Here is a 17201-nt window from a genome sequence, read left to right on the forward strand (position 1 = left end):
AGATGCTAACGCATAAGGAAATTATCGCCACAATGACTCCCTTAAAAAATAATTACTCAATCTTTAAAAGTCTTGCTTTAGCAACTTTTGCTTCCTTTACAGCAACAAGCGTTCATGCAGAAGTTTCCCAGACACCGCTGTTACTAGGCAGTGGAAACGTTCCCGGAAGCTTAGCATTGGTACCTTCCGTGGAATGGCCTACTGTTTTGTCCGTTGCAAACCTAGGCAATTATAACTCAGCCAATGAGTACTCTGGTTACTTCGATTCTGACAAGTGCTATCTATATAACAAGACCAGCAACGATGGCTGGTTCTATCCAAATGGTGTAGCTACCAACCATAAATGTAATGGCAAGTGGAGCGGAAACTTCTTAAATTGGGCTGCAACACCGACTATTGATCCCTTCCGCAGCGCGCTAACGGGCGGCTTAAGAGCTGTTGACCAAGAAAACCTTACTATTTTGCAAAAGGCGCGCCACAGTGGCCAAAATAGTACAGGCGATAGAACTAACTCAGGTCAAGGAATGATTCCAGCAGCCGAGTTCTCGGGCGCCACACCAGTATCCTCTGGCTGGAATAGCATGTATATCCGTCTAAGTGGTCTAGATACCGACATGGTATTTTCAAATTGGTCGGACAAGCTTGGCGATGATTCAACATCAAGGAGTGAATGGGTCGACTATGACCCAAACAATAGCGCCCAGTTTAACAGTGGCAGGCTCATACCTTCGTATCGCGTCAACGAGAACAGAGGATCACAAGTTAAAAGCGTTTATCGTTTAAGAATTCAGGTAAAAGTATGCGACCCAAGCCCTGCGGCTGGCGGTCTGGAAAGTAACTGTAAGCGCTACTCGTCAACTAACTACAAACCAGAAGGCCTACTTCAGCAATATGCGGATACGCTGCGCTACAGCGTATTTGGCTATCTTAACGACTCCAGCGAGGGACGCGATGGAGGCGTTTTACGAGCCAACCAAAAAGGTATAGGTCCGAAAGATACTGACGGATCAACGAACCCATATGCAGAATGGAATGTCACCACTGGCATTTTAGTAAAAAACCCTAACCCTGCCGATGCTACTAGTACAGGCAATGGTGTTGCTGATAGCGGTGTAATTAATTACTTAAACAAATTTGGCTCAATGCCTTATCAAACAAACCCAACTGCTTATAAAAAACTTAAAAGCCATGACCCTGTCAGTGAGCTTTATTATACAGCTGTAAGATATTATAAAAATCAAAAAAACGTCTCAGCATATAGCAATTTCTCTGGAAAAACCACAGCAGAGCGATACGCAGAAGCAGATGGTTTTCCTGTTATTACAAACTGGCAGGATCCTATTAACTATTCATGCCAAAAAAATGTTATTTTAGGCATTGGCGACACAAACACTCATAGAGATAAAAACCTCCCCGGCCCAACCAGCTCAGTAGATGAAGTTAGCCCTAAGCCACAAGAGGTCGTAGAAGATACGACAGTTAACGTCGTTACCGCCACAGCAAAAGTTGGCAGTCTTGAAGGCGTCAACCTTAAAGAAACGTCGAGTAGCTATACTGGACGTTCTAACTCAGCTTATATAGCAGGCTTAGCTTACGACTCGCATACTGTTGATCTCAGACCCAATATGGGCGGCAAGCAAACCCTTTCTACATATTGGGTAGACGTAAGAGAGAACCAGAGTTTGGCGGGGCGTGCGTCGAACCAATACTGGCTTGCCGCTAAATATGGCGGTTTTAAAGTACCATCTAACTTTTCTCCTTATTCAAACGAGACCACCAGCGCCATCATTACAGATGATCTTTGGTGGACAAATGGTGAAAAACTGTCCACTGGAGATAAGCGGCCTGATAACTTTTTCGTAGCAAGCGACGCGGCCAACATGACAGCCAGCTTAAAAACAGCTTTCTCCCAAATTGTTAAAGAGGTTAGAAGCACATCTACGTCTCTTGCTACCAACTCGACTCAGCTTAATACGGAAAGCGCTGTTTTTCAGACTCTCTATAATAGCTCCAACTGGAGTGGAGACCTTCTCGCAAAAACTGTCAGCGGTTCTGGCTCAGTTGCGGCAACGCCAACGTGGAGCGCTGCGTCTAAACTAGATGCGTTAACTAATCTCAGTACACGAAAAATATTCCTATCGAATGGATTTACCGCCAGAGAACAAGGGGTCTACTCTACATCCATCGGAGGTATAGACTTTTTCTGGAATAATAATCTGGACAATGACGCCAAAACCGCTCTTCAGACACCTAGAGCGAATGGCGTTACTGTAGAAGGTGATACCGGCCAGAATCGCTTAAATTACTTACGTGGCGAGCGAAACCTAGAAAAAACCAAAACGACTCCTTCTAACCCGTTCCGCTCAAGGGGCAGCCGATTGGGCGATATTATTAACTCAGATCCCCAATATGTTTCTAATCAAGATTATGGCTATAACTTACTGACCGGCTCAATGTGGGGCGGTGCAGGCAGCAACTATTTGAGCTTTCGTCGCAGCACTGACTATATCAATCGTAAGCCCATGGTGGTGGTAGGTACAAATGATGGGATGCTGCATGGATTTGACGCGACCGTTTCGTCAACTGGAGGTAGTGAGCTCTTTGCCTATATACCTCGAAGCATAACAGGTGACTTATATAAGCTTACCGACCCAAATTACTCCCATCAGTATTATGTAGATGGCTCGCCGACAAGCTCTGACGCCTGGATAAACGGTAGCTGGAAAACTATTGTTGTGGGCACAACCGGTGCTGGAGGCAAAAGCGTTTTCGCTTTAGACGCCACCAACCCGGACACTATGTCTGCCAGGAGCGTAATGTGGGAGTTCACCGCACCTGACATGTCTTATCCAGTACAGAAGCCCTCAGTAGTTGCATTAGCAAATGGAAAATTCGGTGTTATCGTTAGTAGTGGATTTACAAACTCATCTGTTACTAAAGGTCATGTTTGGGTACTTGATGCAGCTAACGGAAATGTGCTGAAAAAATTCACAGTCAATACTACTGGCGGAATGGCACAACCCTTAGCAATCGATATTAATAATGACCGAGTAGCGGATCGCATTTACGTAGGCGATACCCAAGGCAATCTTTGGCGATTCGATATAACGGGGGAGGATGTAAGTAAGTGGGATGGTTTTAGAAATGGTAACCAAAACATCATTCCCATTTTCTCAGCACGGGATAGCTCAGGTAGAGTCCAGCCTATTACAGCACCTCTTACAGCCGCTCTTAATACTGATGGCAAACCAATTATTCTATTTGGTACAGGTAGTTTCTACCAAACTGTCGATACTGATCTCTTGCAGAATCAACGCATTGAGTCCTATTACGCCATCATTGACAGAGACAGTTCGGTTAACCGAACGAACCTAGCTGAACGTAAGATTCTAAAAGAAGTAAACGTAAACGGCCAAAAAGGCCGAATTTTGAGCGAAGCAGCCACTGGGGACATGTCCGGTAAGTCTGGTTGGGTATTAGATCTATTATGGAAGGCCTCTGAGGGTGGATCCAATTCGCTTACTGGTGAACGGGTTGTTTCAGCAGGGGTTTTAAGAAATGGCACCATCACATTCAGTACATTAACACCCTCTGATGATCCCTGTTCAGGCGGGGCCACTAGTTGGGTAATGTCTCTAGACGTATTTACTGGTGCTCGATTGGCGTATAACTATTTCGATTTCAACGGTGATGGGCTTATCAATGATAATGACTATTTCACAGACTCTAATGGAAATAAGATTCCTTTTTCTGGAATCTCCAACCCTGATTTAGGTGCCATAGATACACCTAGCTATTTCAATGGCAATGCTACTAATGAAGGTAGTACCGACCTCATCTGTTTTGCGGGGTCCGCAAATGCAGATGAGCCCGTCTGCAGTCCTGCACCTCTAGGATCAAGAACGTCTGACAGAGTTTCATGGCGAGAAATCAGATGATAAAAGTTATGAGCAAAATGCGATTAGGCAAAGCTGTCCCTCGCCGCACTATTCAGCGTGGTTTTACTTTAATCGAGGTAATGGTAGTAGTTGCTATTATTGGAATACTTGCAGCAATAGCTTATCCGTCTTACACCGAGCATATACGTAAAACAAACAGAACAGCTGCACAAGCTTCTTTAATGGAGCTTGTGCAATTTATGGAAAGAAATTACACCTCAACTGGAATGTATTCCAATTCGGACGGAACAGCTCCGGCTTTACCGTTTACAACCTCTCCAAGAGATGGAAATGCCGTTTACAATCTAGAGCTAAGTTCGGTAACTAAAAGTAGTTTCACACTACAAGCGGTGCCGGTTGCCGGAAAAGTGATGGCAAGTGATCGTTGTGGAACATTAACGATTACAAACACAGGTGTAAGAGGACAAGCAGCGACAGGAACTTCGACTGAGTGTTGGCGACGATAAAACAAGAAGTGAAGGAACGACTACCGCCCTTGAGTCTTCAAAGGCGGTTTTAAACATTATATAGCTTTTACTCTAAGCTCCTTCGGCAGTGAGAACGTAATATTCTCTGGCTGCCCTTCAAGCTCAAGGCCCTCGCTTGCGCCCCAGGCTTTTAGCTGGTCGATAACGCCTTTGACCAGAACCTCAGGAGCTGAGGCGCCTGCGGTGATACCGATCCGCTCTACCCCACTAAACCACTCCTGCTTGAGATCTTCCGCACCATCGATAAGGTAGGCCGGGGTTCCCATACGCTCGGAGAGTTCACGTAGGCGATTAGAATTGGAGCTATTGGGACTTCCGACGACTAGAACGATGTCTGACTCAGCTGCCAGTGTTTTAACGGCATCCTGGCGGTTCTGAGTGGCGTAGCAAATATCGTCTTTACGTGGGCCGCCAATGTTTGGAAACTTGCCACGCAAGGCATCGATGACCTTGCTTGTGTCGTCCATAGACAGTGTAGTCTGAGTAACGAAAGCTAGCGAGTCAGGGTTACGGACCTGAAGCGCCGCAACGTCTTCCTCGTCTTCTACAAGGTAGATCGATCCGCCATTACGCGTATCGTACTGGCCCATGGTGCCCTCTACTTCTGGATGGCCTTCATGACCAATCAGAATGCATTCGCGGCCGTCACGGCTGTATTTGGCTACTTCCATGTGAACCTTGGTCACCAGCGGACACGTAGCATCGAAGACTTTGAGCCCTCTGTTTTCAGCTTCCTTGCGTACCGCCTGCGAAACGCCATGGGCACTGAAGATCACGATGACGTCATCAGGCACCTGATCGAGCTCTTCGACAAAAACGGCGCCACGGTTGCGCAGGTTTTCTACGACGAACTTGTTATGCACCACTTCATGTCGGACATAGATCGGCGGGCCGAACACATCAAGCGCGCGATTGACGATATCGATTGCGCGATCAACCCCTGCGCAAAATCCGCGAGGGTTGGCTAATTTGATTTGCATGTTGAATTCCTTTCGCTCAGCGTCTGCTACTGAGCAGGCCTCAATGGGCAACAACCGGCTCAATAGCGATAATTTCGACTTCGAACGTCAACGTGCGCCCAGCAAGCGGGTGGTTGAAGTCTATAATCACCGCATGATCATCGAAGGATTTAACGATGCCGGGCATTTCGCCTCCTGCCGCATCGGTAAAGATAATCAGCAACCCTTCGGACAAGTCCATATTCTCGAAATCGTCTCGAGGCATCTGCTGCAGATTTTGCGGGTTTGGCTGACCAAACCCCTGCTCAGGCAGAATCGTCAGGCTACTACGCGCGCCCTCAGGCAAGCCGAACAACGCTTGCTCGAAGCCAGGCAGGAGATTGCCGTCCCCTACCCTGAACGTTGCAGGCGCCTTGTCGAAGGTTGTGTCAACAATATCGCCGTTTTCCAGCTTGATCGCGAAATTGAGCGTTACGCGCGTTTCCGGACCAACTGTTATCTCAGACATGGGCTTCTCCCGTCTTTTTGGTACGGAACATATCCAGGGCAAGCATGATGGCACCTACGGTAATGGCGCTGTCTGCCAGGTTGAAAGCGGGAAACAGATGTTCCCGCCAATGTACAAGGACGAAATCAATAACGTGCCCCAACACGATACGGTCGTACAGGTTACCGATAGCGCCGCCAAGGATCAGCGCCAGGGCAATGGCAATCCAGGTATCGTTGCGTCCCAACCGCTTGAGCCAGACTACCAGGGTAATGCTGACTGCAATGGCAATCGCAGCAAAAAGCCAACGCTGCCAACCGGAATGATCCGCCAGAAAGCTGAACGCTGCGCCTGTGTTATAGGCGAGCGTCCAGCTGAACAGATCAGGGATCACCTCGATGCGCTGATACAGACTGAGCTGCCCTTCAAAATAAGCCTTGCTCAGTTGATCCAACACAACGACGACCACACTCAACCATAACCAGGCCAGACGGCCAAAACGGCCTGCCTCAGGCATAGCGGCGCACCTCACCACTGCCAAAGACGTTACTGACGCAACGGCCACAGATTTCAGGGTGGTTGGGATCAATTCCTACGTCATCACGATGGTGCCAGCAACGGGCACACTTGGTGCTGCCTGATTTGCGAACCAAAAGTTTGAGACCTGCTACCTCGCTCTCTACCGCTTCGTCAGGCGCCTCGTCAAACGCTGCAACCTCGACCCGAGAAGTAATCAGGATAAAGCGCAGGTCTTCACCCAGTTTCTTCAGTACCGCACTCAGCGGGCCGTCAACGAACAGCGTGATTTCTGCCTGAAGGTTGCCGCCGATTGTCTTGGCGTTACGCTGGTTTTCCAGCTCCTTGTTGACAGCAGCCTTGACCGCCATCACCTGATCCCAGAATGCGCGATCAAGCTCAGTGTCAGCTGGCAGCTCGGTCAACTGGTCATACCAGGTATTAAGCATGACAGACTCGTTGCGCTTGCCTGGCAGGTATTGCCAGATTTCCTCGGCAGTGAAGGCCAGGATGGGCGCGATCCAACGAACCAGTGCTTCCGCAATATGGAACATGGCTGTTTGGCAGGAACGGCGAGCGCGGCTGTCAGTGCCCGTGGTGTACTGGCGATCCTTGATGATGTCGAGATAGAAGCCACCCAGTTCATGCACACAGAAGTTGTGCACTTTCTGGTACACGTTCCAGAAACGATACTCGTTGTAGGCTTCCTCAAGCTCATGTTGCAGCAGGAGCGCGCGATCCACAGCCCAGCGGTCAATAGCGATCATGTCTTCCGATGCCAGCAGATGCTGCTCAGGATCGAAGCCGTTCAGGTTGGAAAGGAGGAAACGTGCAGTATTGCGGATACGGCGATAAGAATCAGCCGAACGCTGCAAGATCTGTTGGGAGACCGCCATTTCACCCGAGTAGTCAGTCGCCGAAACCCATAGGCGCAAAATGTCAGCGCCCAGCGTATCCGTCACCTGCTGCGGTGCAATCACGTTGCCCAGCGACTTGGACATCTTGCGGCCATTCTCATCTACGGTAAACCCGTGCGTGAGCAATGCTTTGTAGGGTGGGTGGTCGTCGATGGCACAACCAGTCAGCAGCGATGAGTGGAACCAACCACGATGCTGGTCGGAGCCTTCCAGATACAGGTCAGCAACTGGCCCCTGATCATGGCCCAGCTGATGCGAGCCACGCAGCACATGCCAGTGGGTAGTGCCCGAGTCGAACCAGACGTCCAACGTATCAGCGATTTTTTCATACTGGGCAGCTTCATCACCCAGCAACTCGGCGGCATCCAGCTTAAACCACGCCTCGATACCGGCCTGCTCAACGCGCTGAGCAACCTCCTCCATCAATTCTACCGTGCGAGGATGCAGCTCTCCGCTTTCCTTATGCAGGAAGAATGGAATCGGAACACCCCAGGTGCGTTGACGCGAGATACACCAGTCAGGCCGACCGGCAATCATGCCATGCAGACGCGCCTGCCCCCAGGCGGGCACAAACTGGGTCTGCTCGATGCCTGCCAAGGCACGCTCACGAAGGGTGCCGCCCTCTACCGGCTGCTTGTCCATGCCCACAAACCACTGCGCGGTCGCACGGTAGATCAGCGGGGTCTTGTGACGCCAGCAATGCATGTAGCTGTGAGTAATATTCTCGCTGGCCATCAGGCAGCCGACTTCGCGTAGCTTCTCGACAATGGCGGGATTGGCTTTCCAGATGAACTGACCACCAAAAAAGGGCAACGACTCGACATAAACGCCGTTGCTCTGCACGGGGCTCAGGATGTCATCGTTAGTCATGCCATAGCGCTTGCAGGACCGGAAGTCATCCTCACCGTAAGCAGGCGCACTGTGCACAATACCTGTACCAGCACCCAGCTCAACATAGTCAGCAAGGTAAATGGGCGAGCGGCGATCGTAAAAAGGATGATTGAAGGCGATCAGCTCCAGCGCTTCACCCTTGGCCGTCGCGATGACCTGTCCTTCCAGCGAGTACCGCGTCAGGCAGCTCTCGACCAGTTCCTCAGCCAGCAGAAGCAGCTTGTCACCCACGTCCACCAGTGCATAGTCAAACTCGGGATGCACATTAAGCGCCTGGTTGGCCGGGATGGTCCAGGGTGTAGTAGTCCAGATGACGATATAGGCTTTCTTGGGCAGCGCTTCCAGGCCGAAGGCAGCAGCAAGCTTGTCATCCTCGGCGCTGGGGAAGGCTACATCGATCGTCATGGACTGCTTGTCCGCGTACTCCACTTCAGCTTCGGCCAATGCAGAACCGCAATCGAAGCACCAGTTGACCGGCTTCAGACCCTTGAATACAAAGCCTTTACGAACCATTTCAGCCAATGCACGGATTTCTCCCGCCTCGTTGGCATAATCCATGGTTTTGTAGGGATTATCCCACTCACCCAACACACCCAAGCGGATGAAGTCGGCTTTCTGCCCTTCTACCTGCTCAGCCGCATAGGCACGGCAGAGTTCGCGGGTTTTGTCGGCTGGCAGATTCTTGCCGTGGGTGATCTCAACCTTGTGTTCGATAGGCAGGCCATGGCAATCCCAGCCGGGAACATAGGGTGCGTCATAACCCGACAGGGTTTTGGAGCGGACAATAATGTCCTTGATGATCTTGTTGACCGCATGACCAATATGAATATTGCCGTTGGCATAGGGCGGGCCATCATGAAGGATGAAGGTAGGACGCCCTTTGCCAATTTCGCGCAGCTTCTGGTAGAGACCAATACCATTCCAGTACTTGAGGGTTTCAGGCTCGCGTTGCGGCAAGCCGGCTTTCATGGGGAAATCGGTAGCTGGAAGGTTAAGCGTGGCTTTGTAATCGGTCATTTCGGGCTCTTCAGATCTCATCAAGCGGTTGGCCCAGCCAATAAGCTCGGGCGGCGGCGACATCGGCATCAATCGCCGCCTTCAATGCCTCCAGAGAGGCGAAACGCTGCTCGTCTCGCAGCTTGCGGTGAAAAACAACAGTCAGATGCTGACCATACAGATCGCCAGCATATTCGAGAAGATGTACTTCAAGATGGGGACGGCCATCGCCTTTTACAGTAGGACGAAGACCAATATTTGCAACGCCTCCCCGGATCTGGCCATGAATATCCACGTTGACCAGATAAACCCCTTTCATGGGTGGCAGACGGCGCTTCAGCTGAACATTAGCAGTAGGCCAGCCTAATTGGCGAGCAAGCTTCTGTCCATGCAGTACACGCCCGGATAAGGTATAGGGGCGTCCCAGCATTCGATTTGCAAGAGACAGATCCCCCGAAGCCAACGCTTCTCGAATGCGCGTACTGCTTATTCTCATGCCATCCAGCTCGACCGTTGTAGCAGCCTCAACCGTAAACCCGTTGATCCGCCCTGCATCGACCAGAAAATCAAAGTCGCCGGCACGGTCACAGCCAAAGCGGAAGTCATCCCCGACCTCAAGGTGCTTGATGCCTAATCCCTGGATAAGCACCTGGTCGATAAAGGCTCGTGCTGAAAGCTCACGCAGTCGACGGTTGAAGGCCAGACACACAACACGGTCTACGCCTGCCCTGGATAGTAACTCCAGCTTCTCGCGAAGGCGCGTCAACCGCACCGGAGCTTGTTCAGGCGCAAAGTACTCACGCGGCTGTGGCTCGAATATAACTACACAACTAGGCACTCTGAGCTCTATTGCTCGTTCATGCAGACGAGCCAGAATCGCCTGATGTCCCAGGTGTACTCCGTCGAAATTGCCTATGGTGGCAACACAGCCCTGCGGCAGGGGACTGAGATTATGAAGGCCTCGAACCAGCTGCATAGCACGCGTTCTATTTGCAAATTCTACGATTATACGCACGCTTGCCCGCAGACAACAGGCAGTCACTGACAAGCTTGCCCATGAACATCAAACCATTGGTCATACCAGCGCTTTTTTCGTGAAGTCTTTGATACGAAATCCAAATGCCGCCAACACGCCAAAATAAGCGATCATTCCAGCAGCAACGACTAGCCCAAGCCGTGAAAAGCGCGCCAGCATATTGCCCTGATCCCATGCGGGCATGACATAAAGCAGCCCTAGAAGTACGGTCGACATGACCACAACCGCAACCACTAGCTTGATCAGGAACAAGGTCCATCCGGGCTGCGGCTCGAAAAGCTTGTGCTTTCTCAACTGCCAATAAAGAAGACCTGCGTTGATACAGGCGGCCAGCCCGATCGCCAAGGCCAGACCTACATGCTGAAGCGGACCAATAAAGGCCAGGTTCATGAGCTGGGTTACTACCAATGTGAAAATAGCGATCCGAACAGGCGTCTTGATGTTCTGTCGAGCATAAAACCCGGGGGCCAGTACCTTGACCAAAATGATTCCGACCAAACCTACCGAATAGGCGATCAAGGCATGCTGGGTCATTTGTGCATCATGAGCCGTAAAACGACCGTACTGGAACAGGGAAATAGTCAGCGGCTCGGACAGAATCGCTAGCGCCAACGAGCACGGCAGAACCAAAAGAAAGCAAAGCCTAAGTCCCCAATCCAAAAGACGGGAGTATTCGTGCCGATCATCCTTGGCATAAGTCTTGGCTAGCGCCGGCAAAAGAATAGTACCGAGCGCAACACCCAGAACACCGGAAGGCAGCTCCATCAAGCGGTCGGCGTAATACATCCATGAAACCGAACCGGCAGCCAGAAAAGAGGCAAAGATGGTGTTGATGATCAGGGAAATCTGGCTAACCGACACTCCGATAATGGCCGGGATCATTTGCCTCAATACCCGCCAGACTCCGCTGTCCCGTAGATTGAGGCGAGGCAGCACAAGCATGCCAATTTTTTTCAAGTGTGGCAGCTGGTACACCAGCTGTAGAAAACCGCCCGCCAGTACAGCCCATCCAAGCACCATGACCGGTGGATCAAAGTATGGCGTCAGGAAGACAGCAAAAAAGATCATGCTGACGTTTAGGAGCGTGGGCACAAACGCCGGGACGGAGAACCGATTCCATGTGTTGAGCACTGCACCGGCAAGCGATGACAGGGAAATCAACAGAATATACGGAAAGGTTACGCGAAGAAGTGAAGTGGTCAGCGCAAACTTTTCAGGCGTATCGCTAAAGCCAGGGGCGGTAATCCAGATAACCCAGGGCGCAGCTACCATGCCCACCAGGGTCACAATCGCCAGGACCAGCGTCAGCAGGCCTGATACGTAGGCGATAAAGGTTCGGGTCGCCTCTTCTCCGCGCTGGCTCTTGTATTCTGCCAGAATCGGGACAAACGCCTGGGAGAATGCGCCCTCTGCAAAGATGCGCCGCAACAGATTCGGCAGCTTGAACGCTACGAAGAAAGCATCAGTGGCGATCCCTGCGCCAAAAATACGTGCTACGATGGTATCGCGAATAAAGCCCAACACCCGGGAAACAAGCGTCATTGAGCTAACCGCAGCTAGCGATTTAAGAAGGTTCATGCGTTTGGATTCTATACATACCGATGACAGGGCCTGTGTATCTCCAAGCCTCAAGAAGATGCCTCATAGGCAAGCCCGCGAGTGTAGGACGATCAAACAGATAAAGCACGTACAGATGCAGTTGTTGCTAACCACTCGTCCAGCCGTCTTTATAACCTTGACAATCGATTAACACATCGGCATGATTCGCGGCCTTATTTGCGTGGTACCCCCCCAGTTTTTCGAGGAGCTCGACGGTGGCAAACACACCTTCCGCCAAAAAACGCGCCAAACAGGCTGAGAAGCGTCGCAGCCACAATGCTAGCCTGCGTTCAATGGTTCGTACTTACATCAAGAACGTAGTTAAAGCGATCGACGCTAAAGATCTGGAAAAAGCACAAGCTGCCTACGCCGCTGCAGTACCTGTGATTGATCGCATGGCCGACAAGGGCATCATTCACAAGAACAAGGCTGCTCGTCACAAAGGCCGCCTGAATGCCCATATCAAGGCTATGAGCCAAGCTGCTGCCGCTTAAGGCTTAGCTTGCAATAAAAAACCGGCGAAAGCCGGTTTTTTATTGCCTGCGTTTTCAGGCATAAAAAAACGGCGCCCATCGGCGCCGTGCTTCATGCGGGTGACGTTACACCAGCACCATATTGTCTCGGTGAACAAGTTCAGGCTCATAGACATACCCAAGCGCCTGACCAATGAACTCCGAGGACTGCCCCATGATCTTCTGTGCCTCGGCAGCACTGTAATTTACCAGCCCGCGCGCCACTTCATTTCCGTCAGGTCCCACACACGCCACCATCTCACCACGACGGAAGCTGCCTTCTATCGCCTTAACACCCACAGGCAAGAGACTCTTATGGTCTTCAGTGAGGGCCTTTACCGCCCCCGCGTCCAGCACTAATGTGCCACGCATTTGAAGATGACCTGCCAGCCATTGCTTGCGAGCCGCCACCAAGCCCCGCTCAGGGGAAAGCAACGTACCCAGCCGCTCACCCTCACGCAACCGGCTCAGTACGCGCTCAATGCGCCCACCTACGATAACCGTACAGGCACCAGAGCGAGCTGCCAGACGAGCCGCACGCAGCTTTGTCTGCATACCACCACGCCCCAACGCCCCTGCAGAGCCACCAGCCACCGTATCCAGCGCTGGATCGTCTGCACGAGCCTCGCTGATTAGCGCGGCTTCAGGATTATGTCGCGGGTCGGCATCGAACATACCGTCACGATCCGTCAGGATAACCAACAGATCCGCTTCAACCAGGTTTGCCACCAGAGCAGCCAATGTATCGTTGTCACCAAAACGGATCTCATCCGTAACGACCGTATCGTTTTCATTGATGACAGGCACCACCCCCAACTCAACCAGGGTTCGAAGGGTGCTTCGAGCATTCAGATAACGCTTTCGGTCGGACAAGTCATCATGGGTAAGCAGCACCTGTGCCGTTTGCACATCATGCTCGGCAAAACTGGACTCCCATGCCTGAACCAAGCCCATCTGACCAACAGCCGCAGCAGCCTGCAACTCGTGAATGGCACTGGGCCGCGAAGCCCAGCCCAATCGACTCATGCCTGCCGCCACTGCGCCAGAGGATACGAGGACAAGCTCAACACCCGCACGATGCAGAGCAACCATCTGCTCGACCCAACCCGACATGGCACGGCTATCAAGGCAGCGCCCATCATCCGTCAGCAAGGCACTGCCAATCTTTACCACCCAACGCTCGGAGCGAGTCACCCGATCGCGTATCGAAAGCTCTTTATCTGACATAGATGATCTCTGGTCCTTCACCATCGTCTTCGTCATCATCATCGAAGTCATCGTCGAGATTTTCATCATCGACGCTCTTTATGCCAGCACGACGCAGCGCACGCGCATCGTCCAACGCCTGCAGACGAGCACGGGCCTCATCCTCGATCTGCTGATCCAGTTCCTGCGCCGCCTCAGCAAAGGCTGGATCTTCAGCGATACGCTCGGCACGCTCATCCAGATAGCGCATGATAGCCTGACACAACGCTTCGGTGCCGTTACGCTCCAGGGCCGAGATCACAAAGACAGGCCCTTCCCAGCTCAGACGCTCAACGACAGCCTTGACCCGAGCATCACGCTCTTCCTCATCCAGGATCTGGTCAGCCTTATTCAGAACTAGCCAGCGGTCACGCTCCATCAGTGCCGGACTGAATTTGTTCAACTCATTGAGAATCGTCTCAGCCGCATCAGCCGGATCGCTTTCATCCAGCGGCGCCATATCGACCAGATGCAATAACAGGCGTGTACGCGCCAAGTGCTTGAGGAAGCGAATCCCTAGCCCTGCACCTTCGGAAGCGCCTTCGATCAGACCGGGAATATCCGCCACAACAAAGCTCTTGAGGCGCCCCACACTCACAACACCCAGATTAGGCACCAACGTTGTAAAAGGGTAATCCGCTACTTTGGGCTTGGCTGCCGACACCGCCCGGATAAATGTACTCTTGCCCGCATTTGGCAGACCAAGCAGACCTACGTCTGCCAAGACCTTCAATTCAAGCTTGAGATCACGCGCCTCACCAGGCTTGCCTTTGGTGGTCTGGCGGGGAGCACGGTTGGTACTGGACTTGAAGCGCGTGTTACCCAACCCGTGCCAGCCGCCTTGCGCTACACGCAGACGCTGTCCTGGCTGAGTCAGATCGCCAATCACTTCCTGGGTGCCCGCATCGATAACAGTCGTACCTACAGGCACCTGGAGAACCAGGTCTTCGCCCTTGGCACCCGTACAATCCGTACTGCCACCGTTTTCGCCACGCTGCGCCTGGAAACGGCGGGTGTACCGATAATCCACCAGGGTATTGAGGTTGACGTTGGCCTCCAACCATACAGAGCCACCGTCACCACCATCACCACCGTTCGGCCCACCTTTCTCGATGAACTTTTCCCGGCGGAAACTCATCATGCCATTACCGCCATCGCCGGCTTGCACGTGAATGGAAACTTCGTCGACAAATTTCATTAAAACCTCCCGCCGGAGCGGGCCGACTGAAAATAACTGGAAAAGAATAGAATACAGAAACAAAAAAGCCCCGTCGTTAAGACAGGGCTTTTTCGGTGAATCTGCGCTTAGGCAGCAACGACGCTTACATAGCGACGGCCGAAGGCGCCCTTCACTTCGAACTTGATCACGCCGTCGACTTTAGCGAACAGAGTGTGATCCTTGCCCAGACCAACGCCGTAACCGGGGTGGAACTGAGTACCGCGCTGACGCACGATGATGTTACCTGCTTTAACAACCTGGCCGCCGAACAGCTTCACGCCAAGGCGTTTAGACTCTGAATCGCGACCGTTGCGGGTGGAACCGCCAGCTTTTTTGTGTGCCATGTGTCAATTCTCCGAAAAGGCAATCAGGCCTGAATGCCGGTGATTTTGATTTCAGTGAACCACTGACGGTGGCCCTGACGCTTCATGTGATGCTTACGACGACGGAATTTGATGATGCTGACCTTGTCGTGACGACCCTGAGCAACTACTTCAGCAGTTACTTTGGCACCATCAACTACCGGCAGACCGATCTTGACGTCATCGCCGTTGCCAACCAGCAGAACGCGATCAAAAGTCACGGTTTCGCCAGTTGCGATGTCGAGCTTCTCGACCTTCAGGAATTCACCTTCGGTGACTTTGTGCTGCTTGCCACCGGTAACGATTACTGCGTACATGGAATATCTCCGTTTAACCTGCTCACCCGGTGCTTTATAAAAAGAGTGATTGACCGGCATGGCTGCATGGGGTGGATAGACGCCCAGGCAATTGCGTAAGACAGGGGGTTAACCCTTGGGATTTCAGGGCCAGCAATTCTACGCAAGAAGGGATAATGTAGCAAGGGCTGCACTACTCTGCCTTGACAGTGCCACCCCTCCCCCCTAGCATGCCGCGCAACCCTATTGGAGCCCCGGCAGGTTACGCGCCCAGCGCTCCGCCCCGGCGCGCACTGTGCTGTAACAACGCACCGCACTTGGATACGCCCTACATGACGCAACCCCAGGCCTTTTATCGCGTGGTGGCTGATGATTTCGCCGCAGTCGATGGCATCATTCGCCGACAACTCACCTCCCGCGTGCCCCTGGTCGAAAAAATCGGAGACTACATCGTCTCCGCTGGCGGGAAACGCCTACGTCCCCTCCTGGTCCTGCTGACTGGAAATGCATTGGGCCATAGCGATTACCCGATTCGGCTACTTGCAGCCACCATCGAGTTCCTGCACACCTCAACCCTGCTGCACGATGATGTTGTCGATGCCTCAGGTCTACGTCGCGGACGTTCAACGGCCAATGCCCTTTGGGGTAATGCCCCTAGCGTGCTGGTGGGTGACTTTCTCTATGCCCGCTCCTTCGAGATGATGGTCGAGCTGGGCTCCATGGAGGTCATGCGCATTATCTCCCAGGCAACACGCGTTATTGCCGAAGGGGAAGTGCTACAGCTTTCCAAGGTCCGTGACGCCAGCACAACCGAAGAGATCTATATGGAGGTCATTCGGGGTAAGACCGCCATGCTGTTCGAAGCGTCAACACACAGTGCTGCGGCCCTGTGTGGCGCCTCAAGTGCGCAGGCAGAGTCCCTTCGGCAGTTTGGGGATTATCTTGGTATCGCCTTCCAGCTGGTCGATGACCTGCTGGATTACCGCGGCGACGCTACGACGCTAGGCAAGAATGTGGGTGATGACCTGGCAGAGGGTAAGCCTACCCTTCCCCTGATCGTAACCATGCGAGAAGGCACCGAGGAACAGGCGACCCTGGTTCGCAAGGCCATCCAGCAAGGTGGCAGCAAGGACCTGGAGGGTATTCGCACTGCAGTCGAAGCCGCCGGCGCGCTTGACTACACCGCCAATCTGGCACGTGACTATGCCGAGCGGGCCATTGCCTGCCTGGAAAGCCTGCCTGACAGCGTTCACCGTGATGCGCTCATCGAGCTAAGCCAATTTGCAGTAGCGCGTACGCACTGATATAGCAAGCAAAAAGAACGCCACCTGCCGTCAGGCACGTGGCGTTTTTTTATGTCTGTTTTGTGCTGCTGGTCGCCTTGGCCAGAAAAATTCGGATTAACCCTTGATTAATCAATAACAAGAATTATTCTCATTCATACACCCGATATGGAGGGATATGTCATGACTTATTTGATCGATGCCTGGCTGGACCGCCCACACCCCTACCTTCGCATACTCAATCGCGAGACTGGACAGGTATGCGTTGTACTGGATGAAGACGCATTGAATGAACTGTGGGAGATGGGCGAGCTTGATGTGCAAAGTTTGAGCAGCAGCGAACCTGCTCGCCAAAAGGAACAGGTCCGCCAACTCTTTCTGTTCTGCTATGCACGCGCCTTGCGGCCGGAGGACAGCAGTCAGCAGAGCTTTGGCTAAGCTGGTCTTGCGGTCAGTC

15 protein-coding genes are annotated in these 17201 nt (G+C 52.4%); 5 read left to right on the forward strand and 10 right to left on the reverse strand.

Annotation, left to right across the window (positions count from 1 at the left end; genetic code table 11):
- The first annotated feature begins 2 nt into the window (after positions 1 to 2).
- Positions 3 to 3938, forward strand: a complete 3936-nt coding sequence (locus QWJ10_RS02260; protein ID WP_289924084.1) for a PilC/PilY family type IV pilus protein — start codon at positions 3 to 5, stop codon at positions 3936 to 3938.
- An 8-nt stretch (positions 3939 to 3946) separates the two neighbouring features.
- Positions 3947 to 4405 carry a type IV pilin protein gene (locus QWJ10_RS02265; RefSeq protein WP_312482355.1) on the forward strand — a complete coding sequence of 153 codons (459 nt, stop codon included), beginning with the start codon at positions 3947 to 3949 and terminating at the stop codon, positions 4403 to 4405.
- A gap of 56 nt (positions 4406 to 4461) precedes the next feature.
- On the opposite strand, the gene ispH is transcribed toward QWJ10_RS02265, so the two are convergent.
- From ispH to murJ, 6 genes are all read right to left on the reverse strand, one after another.
- The gene (gene ispH / locus QWJ10_RS02270; RefSeq protein WP_289924087.1) at positions 4462 to 5406 is read right to left on the reverse strand and encodes a 4-hydroxy-3-methylbut-2-enyl diphosphate reductase; all 945 of its coding nucleotides are present in this window, start codon (positions 5404 to 5406) and stop codon (positions 4462 to 4464) included.
- Between the two features lie 40 nt (positions 5407 to 5446).
- A complete protein-coding gene (locus tag QWJ10_RS02275) occupies positions 5447 to 5893 on the reverse strand; it encodes a peptidylprolyl isomerase (protein WP_010797184.1) in 447 nt (148 codons plus the stop codon).
- Entirely contained in the window at positions 5886 to 6389 is a 504-nt protein-coding gene (gene lspA / locus QWJ10_RS02280) for a signal peptidase II (RefSeq protein WP_010797183.1), read from the reverse strand. The genes QWJ10_RS02275 and lspA overlap by 8 nt, the downstream gene beginning before the upstream one ends.
- On the reverse strand, positions 6382 to 9213 hold the full coding sequence (gene ileS / locus QWJ10_RS02285) for an isoleucine--tRNA ligase (RefSeq protein ID WP_289924094.1): 2832 nt from the start codon (positions 9211 to 9213) through the stop codon (positions 6382 to 6384). The genes lspA and ileS overlap by 8 nt, the downstream gene beginning before the upstream one ends.
- Before the next feature lie 10 nt (positions 9214 to 9223).
- Entirely contained in the window at positions 9224 to 10168 is a 945-nt protein-coding gene (gene ribF, locus QWJ10_RS02290; RefSeq protein ID WP_010797181.1) for a bifunctional riboflavin kinase/FAD synthetase, read from the reverse strand.
- A 99-nt stretch (positions 10169 to 10267) separates the two neighbouring features.
- Complete coding sequence (gene murJ, locus QWJ10_RS02295; protein ID WP_289924097.1) at positions 10268 to 11806, reverse strand: murein biosynthesis integral membrane protein MurJ; 1539 nt, start codon at positions 11804 to 11806, stop codon at positions 10268 to 10270.
- 236 nt (positions 11807 to 12042) lie between these two features.
- Here murJ and rpsT point away from each other — a divergent pair, with 236 nt between their 5' ends.
- Entirely contained in the window at positions 12043 to 12321 is a 279-nt protein-coding gene (rpsT, locus tag QWJ10_RS02300; protein WP_010797179.1) for a 30S ribosomal protein S20, read from the forward strand.
- A gap of 105 nt (positions 12322 to 12426) precedes the next feature.
- Here rpsT and proB read toward each other — a convergent pair whose 3' ends face one another.
- From proB to rplU, 4 genes are all read right to left on the reverse strand, one after another.
- Positions 12427 to 13545: a glutamate 5-kinase gene (proB, locus tag QWJ10_RS02305; protein WP_289924531.1), complete on the reverse strand. Its 1119-nt coding sequence runs from the start codon at positions 13543 to 13545 to the stop codon at positions 12427 to 12429.
- Positions 13546 to 13555: 10 nt separating this feature from the next.
- Positions 13556 to 14782 carry an Obg family GTPase CgtA gene (gene cgtA, locus QWJ10_RS02310; RefSeq protein ID WP_289924100.1) on the reverse strand — a complete coding sequence of 409 codons (1227 nt, stop codon included), beginning with the start codon at positions 14780 to 14782 and terminating at the stop codon, positions 13556 to 13558.
- A gap of 107 nt (positions 14783 to 14889) precedes the next feature.
- Positions 14890 to 15147: a 50S ribosomal protein L27 gene (gene rpmA / locus QWJ10_RS02315; RefSeq protein WP_010797176.1), complete on the reverse strand. Its 258-nt coding sequence runs from the start codon at positions 15145 to 15147 to the stop codon at positions 14890 to 14892.
- A gap of 23 nt (positions 15148 to 15170) precedes the next feature.
- Positions 15171 to 15482 carry a 50S ribosomal protein L21 gene (gene rplU / locus QWJ10_RS02320; protein ID WP_010797175.1) on the reverse strand — a complete coding sequence of 104 codons (312 nt, stop codon included), beginning with the start codon at positions 15480 to 15482 and terminating at the stop codon, positions 15171 to 15173.
- 311 nt (positions 15483 to 15793) lie between these two features.
- Between rplU and QWJ10_RS02325 the strand changes: the two genes are divergently transcribed.
- Together QWJ10_RS02325 and QWJ10_RS02330 are read left to right on the forward strand one after the other, a co-directional pair.
- Positions 15794 to 16765: a polyprenyl synthetase family protein gene (locus QWJ10_RS02325; protein ID WP_010797174.1), complete on the forward strand. Its 972-nt coding sequence runs from the start codon at positions 15794 to 15796 to the stop codon at positions 16763 to 16765.
- A gap of 162 nt (positions 16766 to 16927) precedes the next feature.
- Complete coding sequence (locus QWJ10_RS02330) at positions 16928 to 17182, forward strand: hypothetical protein (RefSeq protein WP_010797173.1); 255 nt, start codon at positions 16928 to 16930, stop codon at positions 17180 to 17182.
- The last annotated feature ends 19 nt before the right edge of the window (positions 17183 to 17201 follow it).

The organism is Pseudomonas sp. WAC2, assembly GCF_030403525.1.
GTDB lineage: Bacteria > Pseudomonadota > Gammaproteobacteria > Pseudomonadales > Pseudomonadaceae > Chryseomonas > Chryseomonas luteola.

Coding starts and splice junctions, on each gene's coding strand:
- QWJ10_RS02260 (WP_289924084.1), top strand. CDS start 3: ATGCTAACGCATAAGGAAATTATCGCCACAATGACTCCCTTAAAAAAT.
- QWJ10_RS02265 (WP_312482355.1), top strand. CDS start 3,947: ATGAGCAAAATGCGATTAGGCAAAGCTGTCCCTCGCCGCACTATTCAG.
- ispH (WP_289924087.1), bottom strand. CDS start 5,406: ATGCAAATCAAATTAGCCAACCCTCGCGGATTTTGCGCAGGGGTTGAT.
- QWJ10_RS02275 (WP_010797184.1), bottom strand. CDS start 5,893: ATGTCTGAGATAACAGTTGGTCCGGAAACGCGCGTAACGCTCAATTTC.
- lspA (WP_010797183.1), bottom strand. CDS start 6,389: ATGCCTGAGGCAGGCCGTTTTGGCCGTCTGGCCTGGTTATGGTTGAGT.
- ileS (WP_289924094.1), bottom strand. CDS start 9,213: ATGACCGATTACAAAGCCACGCTTAACCTTCCAGCTACCGATTTCCCC.
- ribF (WP_010797181.1), bottom strand. CDS start 10,168: ATGCAGCTGGTTCGAGGCCTTCATAATCTCAGTCCCCTGCCGCAGGGC.
- murJ (WP_289924097.1), bottom strand. CDS start 11,806: ATGAACCTTCTTAAATCGCTAGCTGCGGTTAGCTCAATGACGCTTGTT.
- cgtA (WP_289924100.1), bottom strand. CDS start 14,782: ATGAAATTTGTCGACGAAGTTTCCATTCACGTGCAAGCCGGCGATGGC.
- rpmA (WP_010797176.1), bottom strand. CDS start 15,147: ATGGCACACAAAAAAGCTGGCGGTTCCACCCGCAACGGTCGCGATTCA.
- rplU (WP_010797175.1), bottom strand. CDS start 15,482: ATGTACGCAGTAATCGTTACCGGTGGCAAGCAGCACAAAGTCACCGAA.
- QWJ10_RS02325 (WP_010797174.1), top strand. CDS start 15,794: ATGACGCAACCCCAGGCCTTTTATCGCGTGGTGGCTGATGATTTCGCC.
- QWJ10_RS02330 (WP_010797173.1), top strand. CDS start 16,928: ATGACTTATTTGATCGATGCCTGGCTGGACCGCCCACACCCCTACCTT.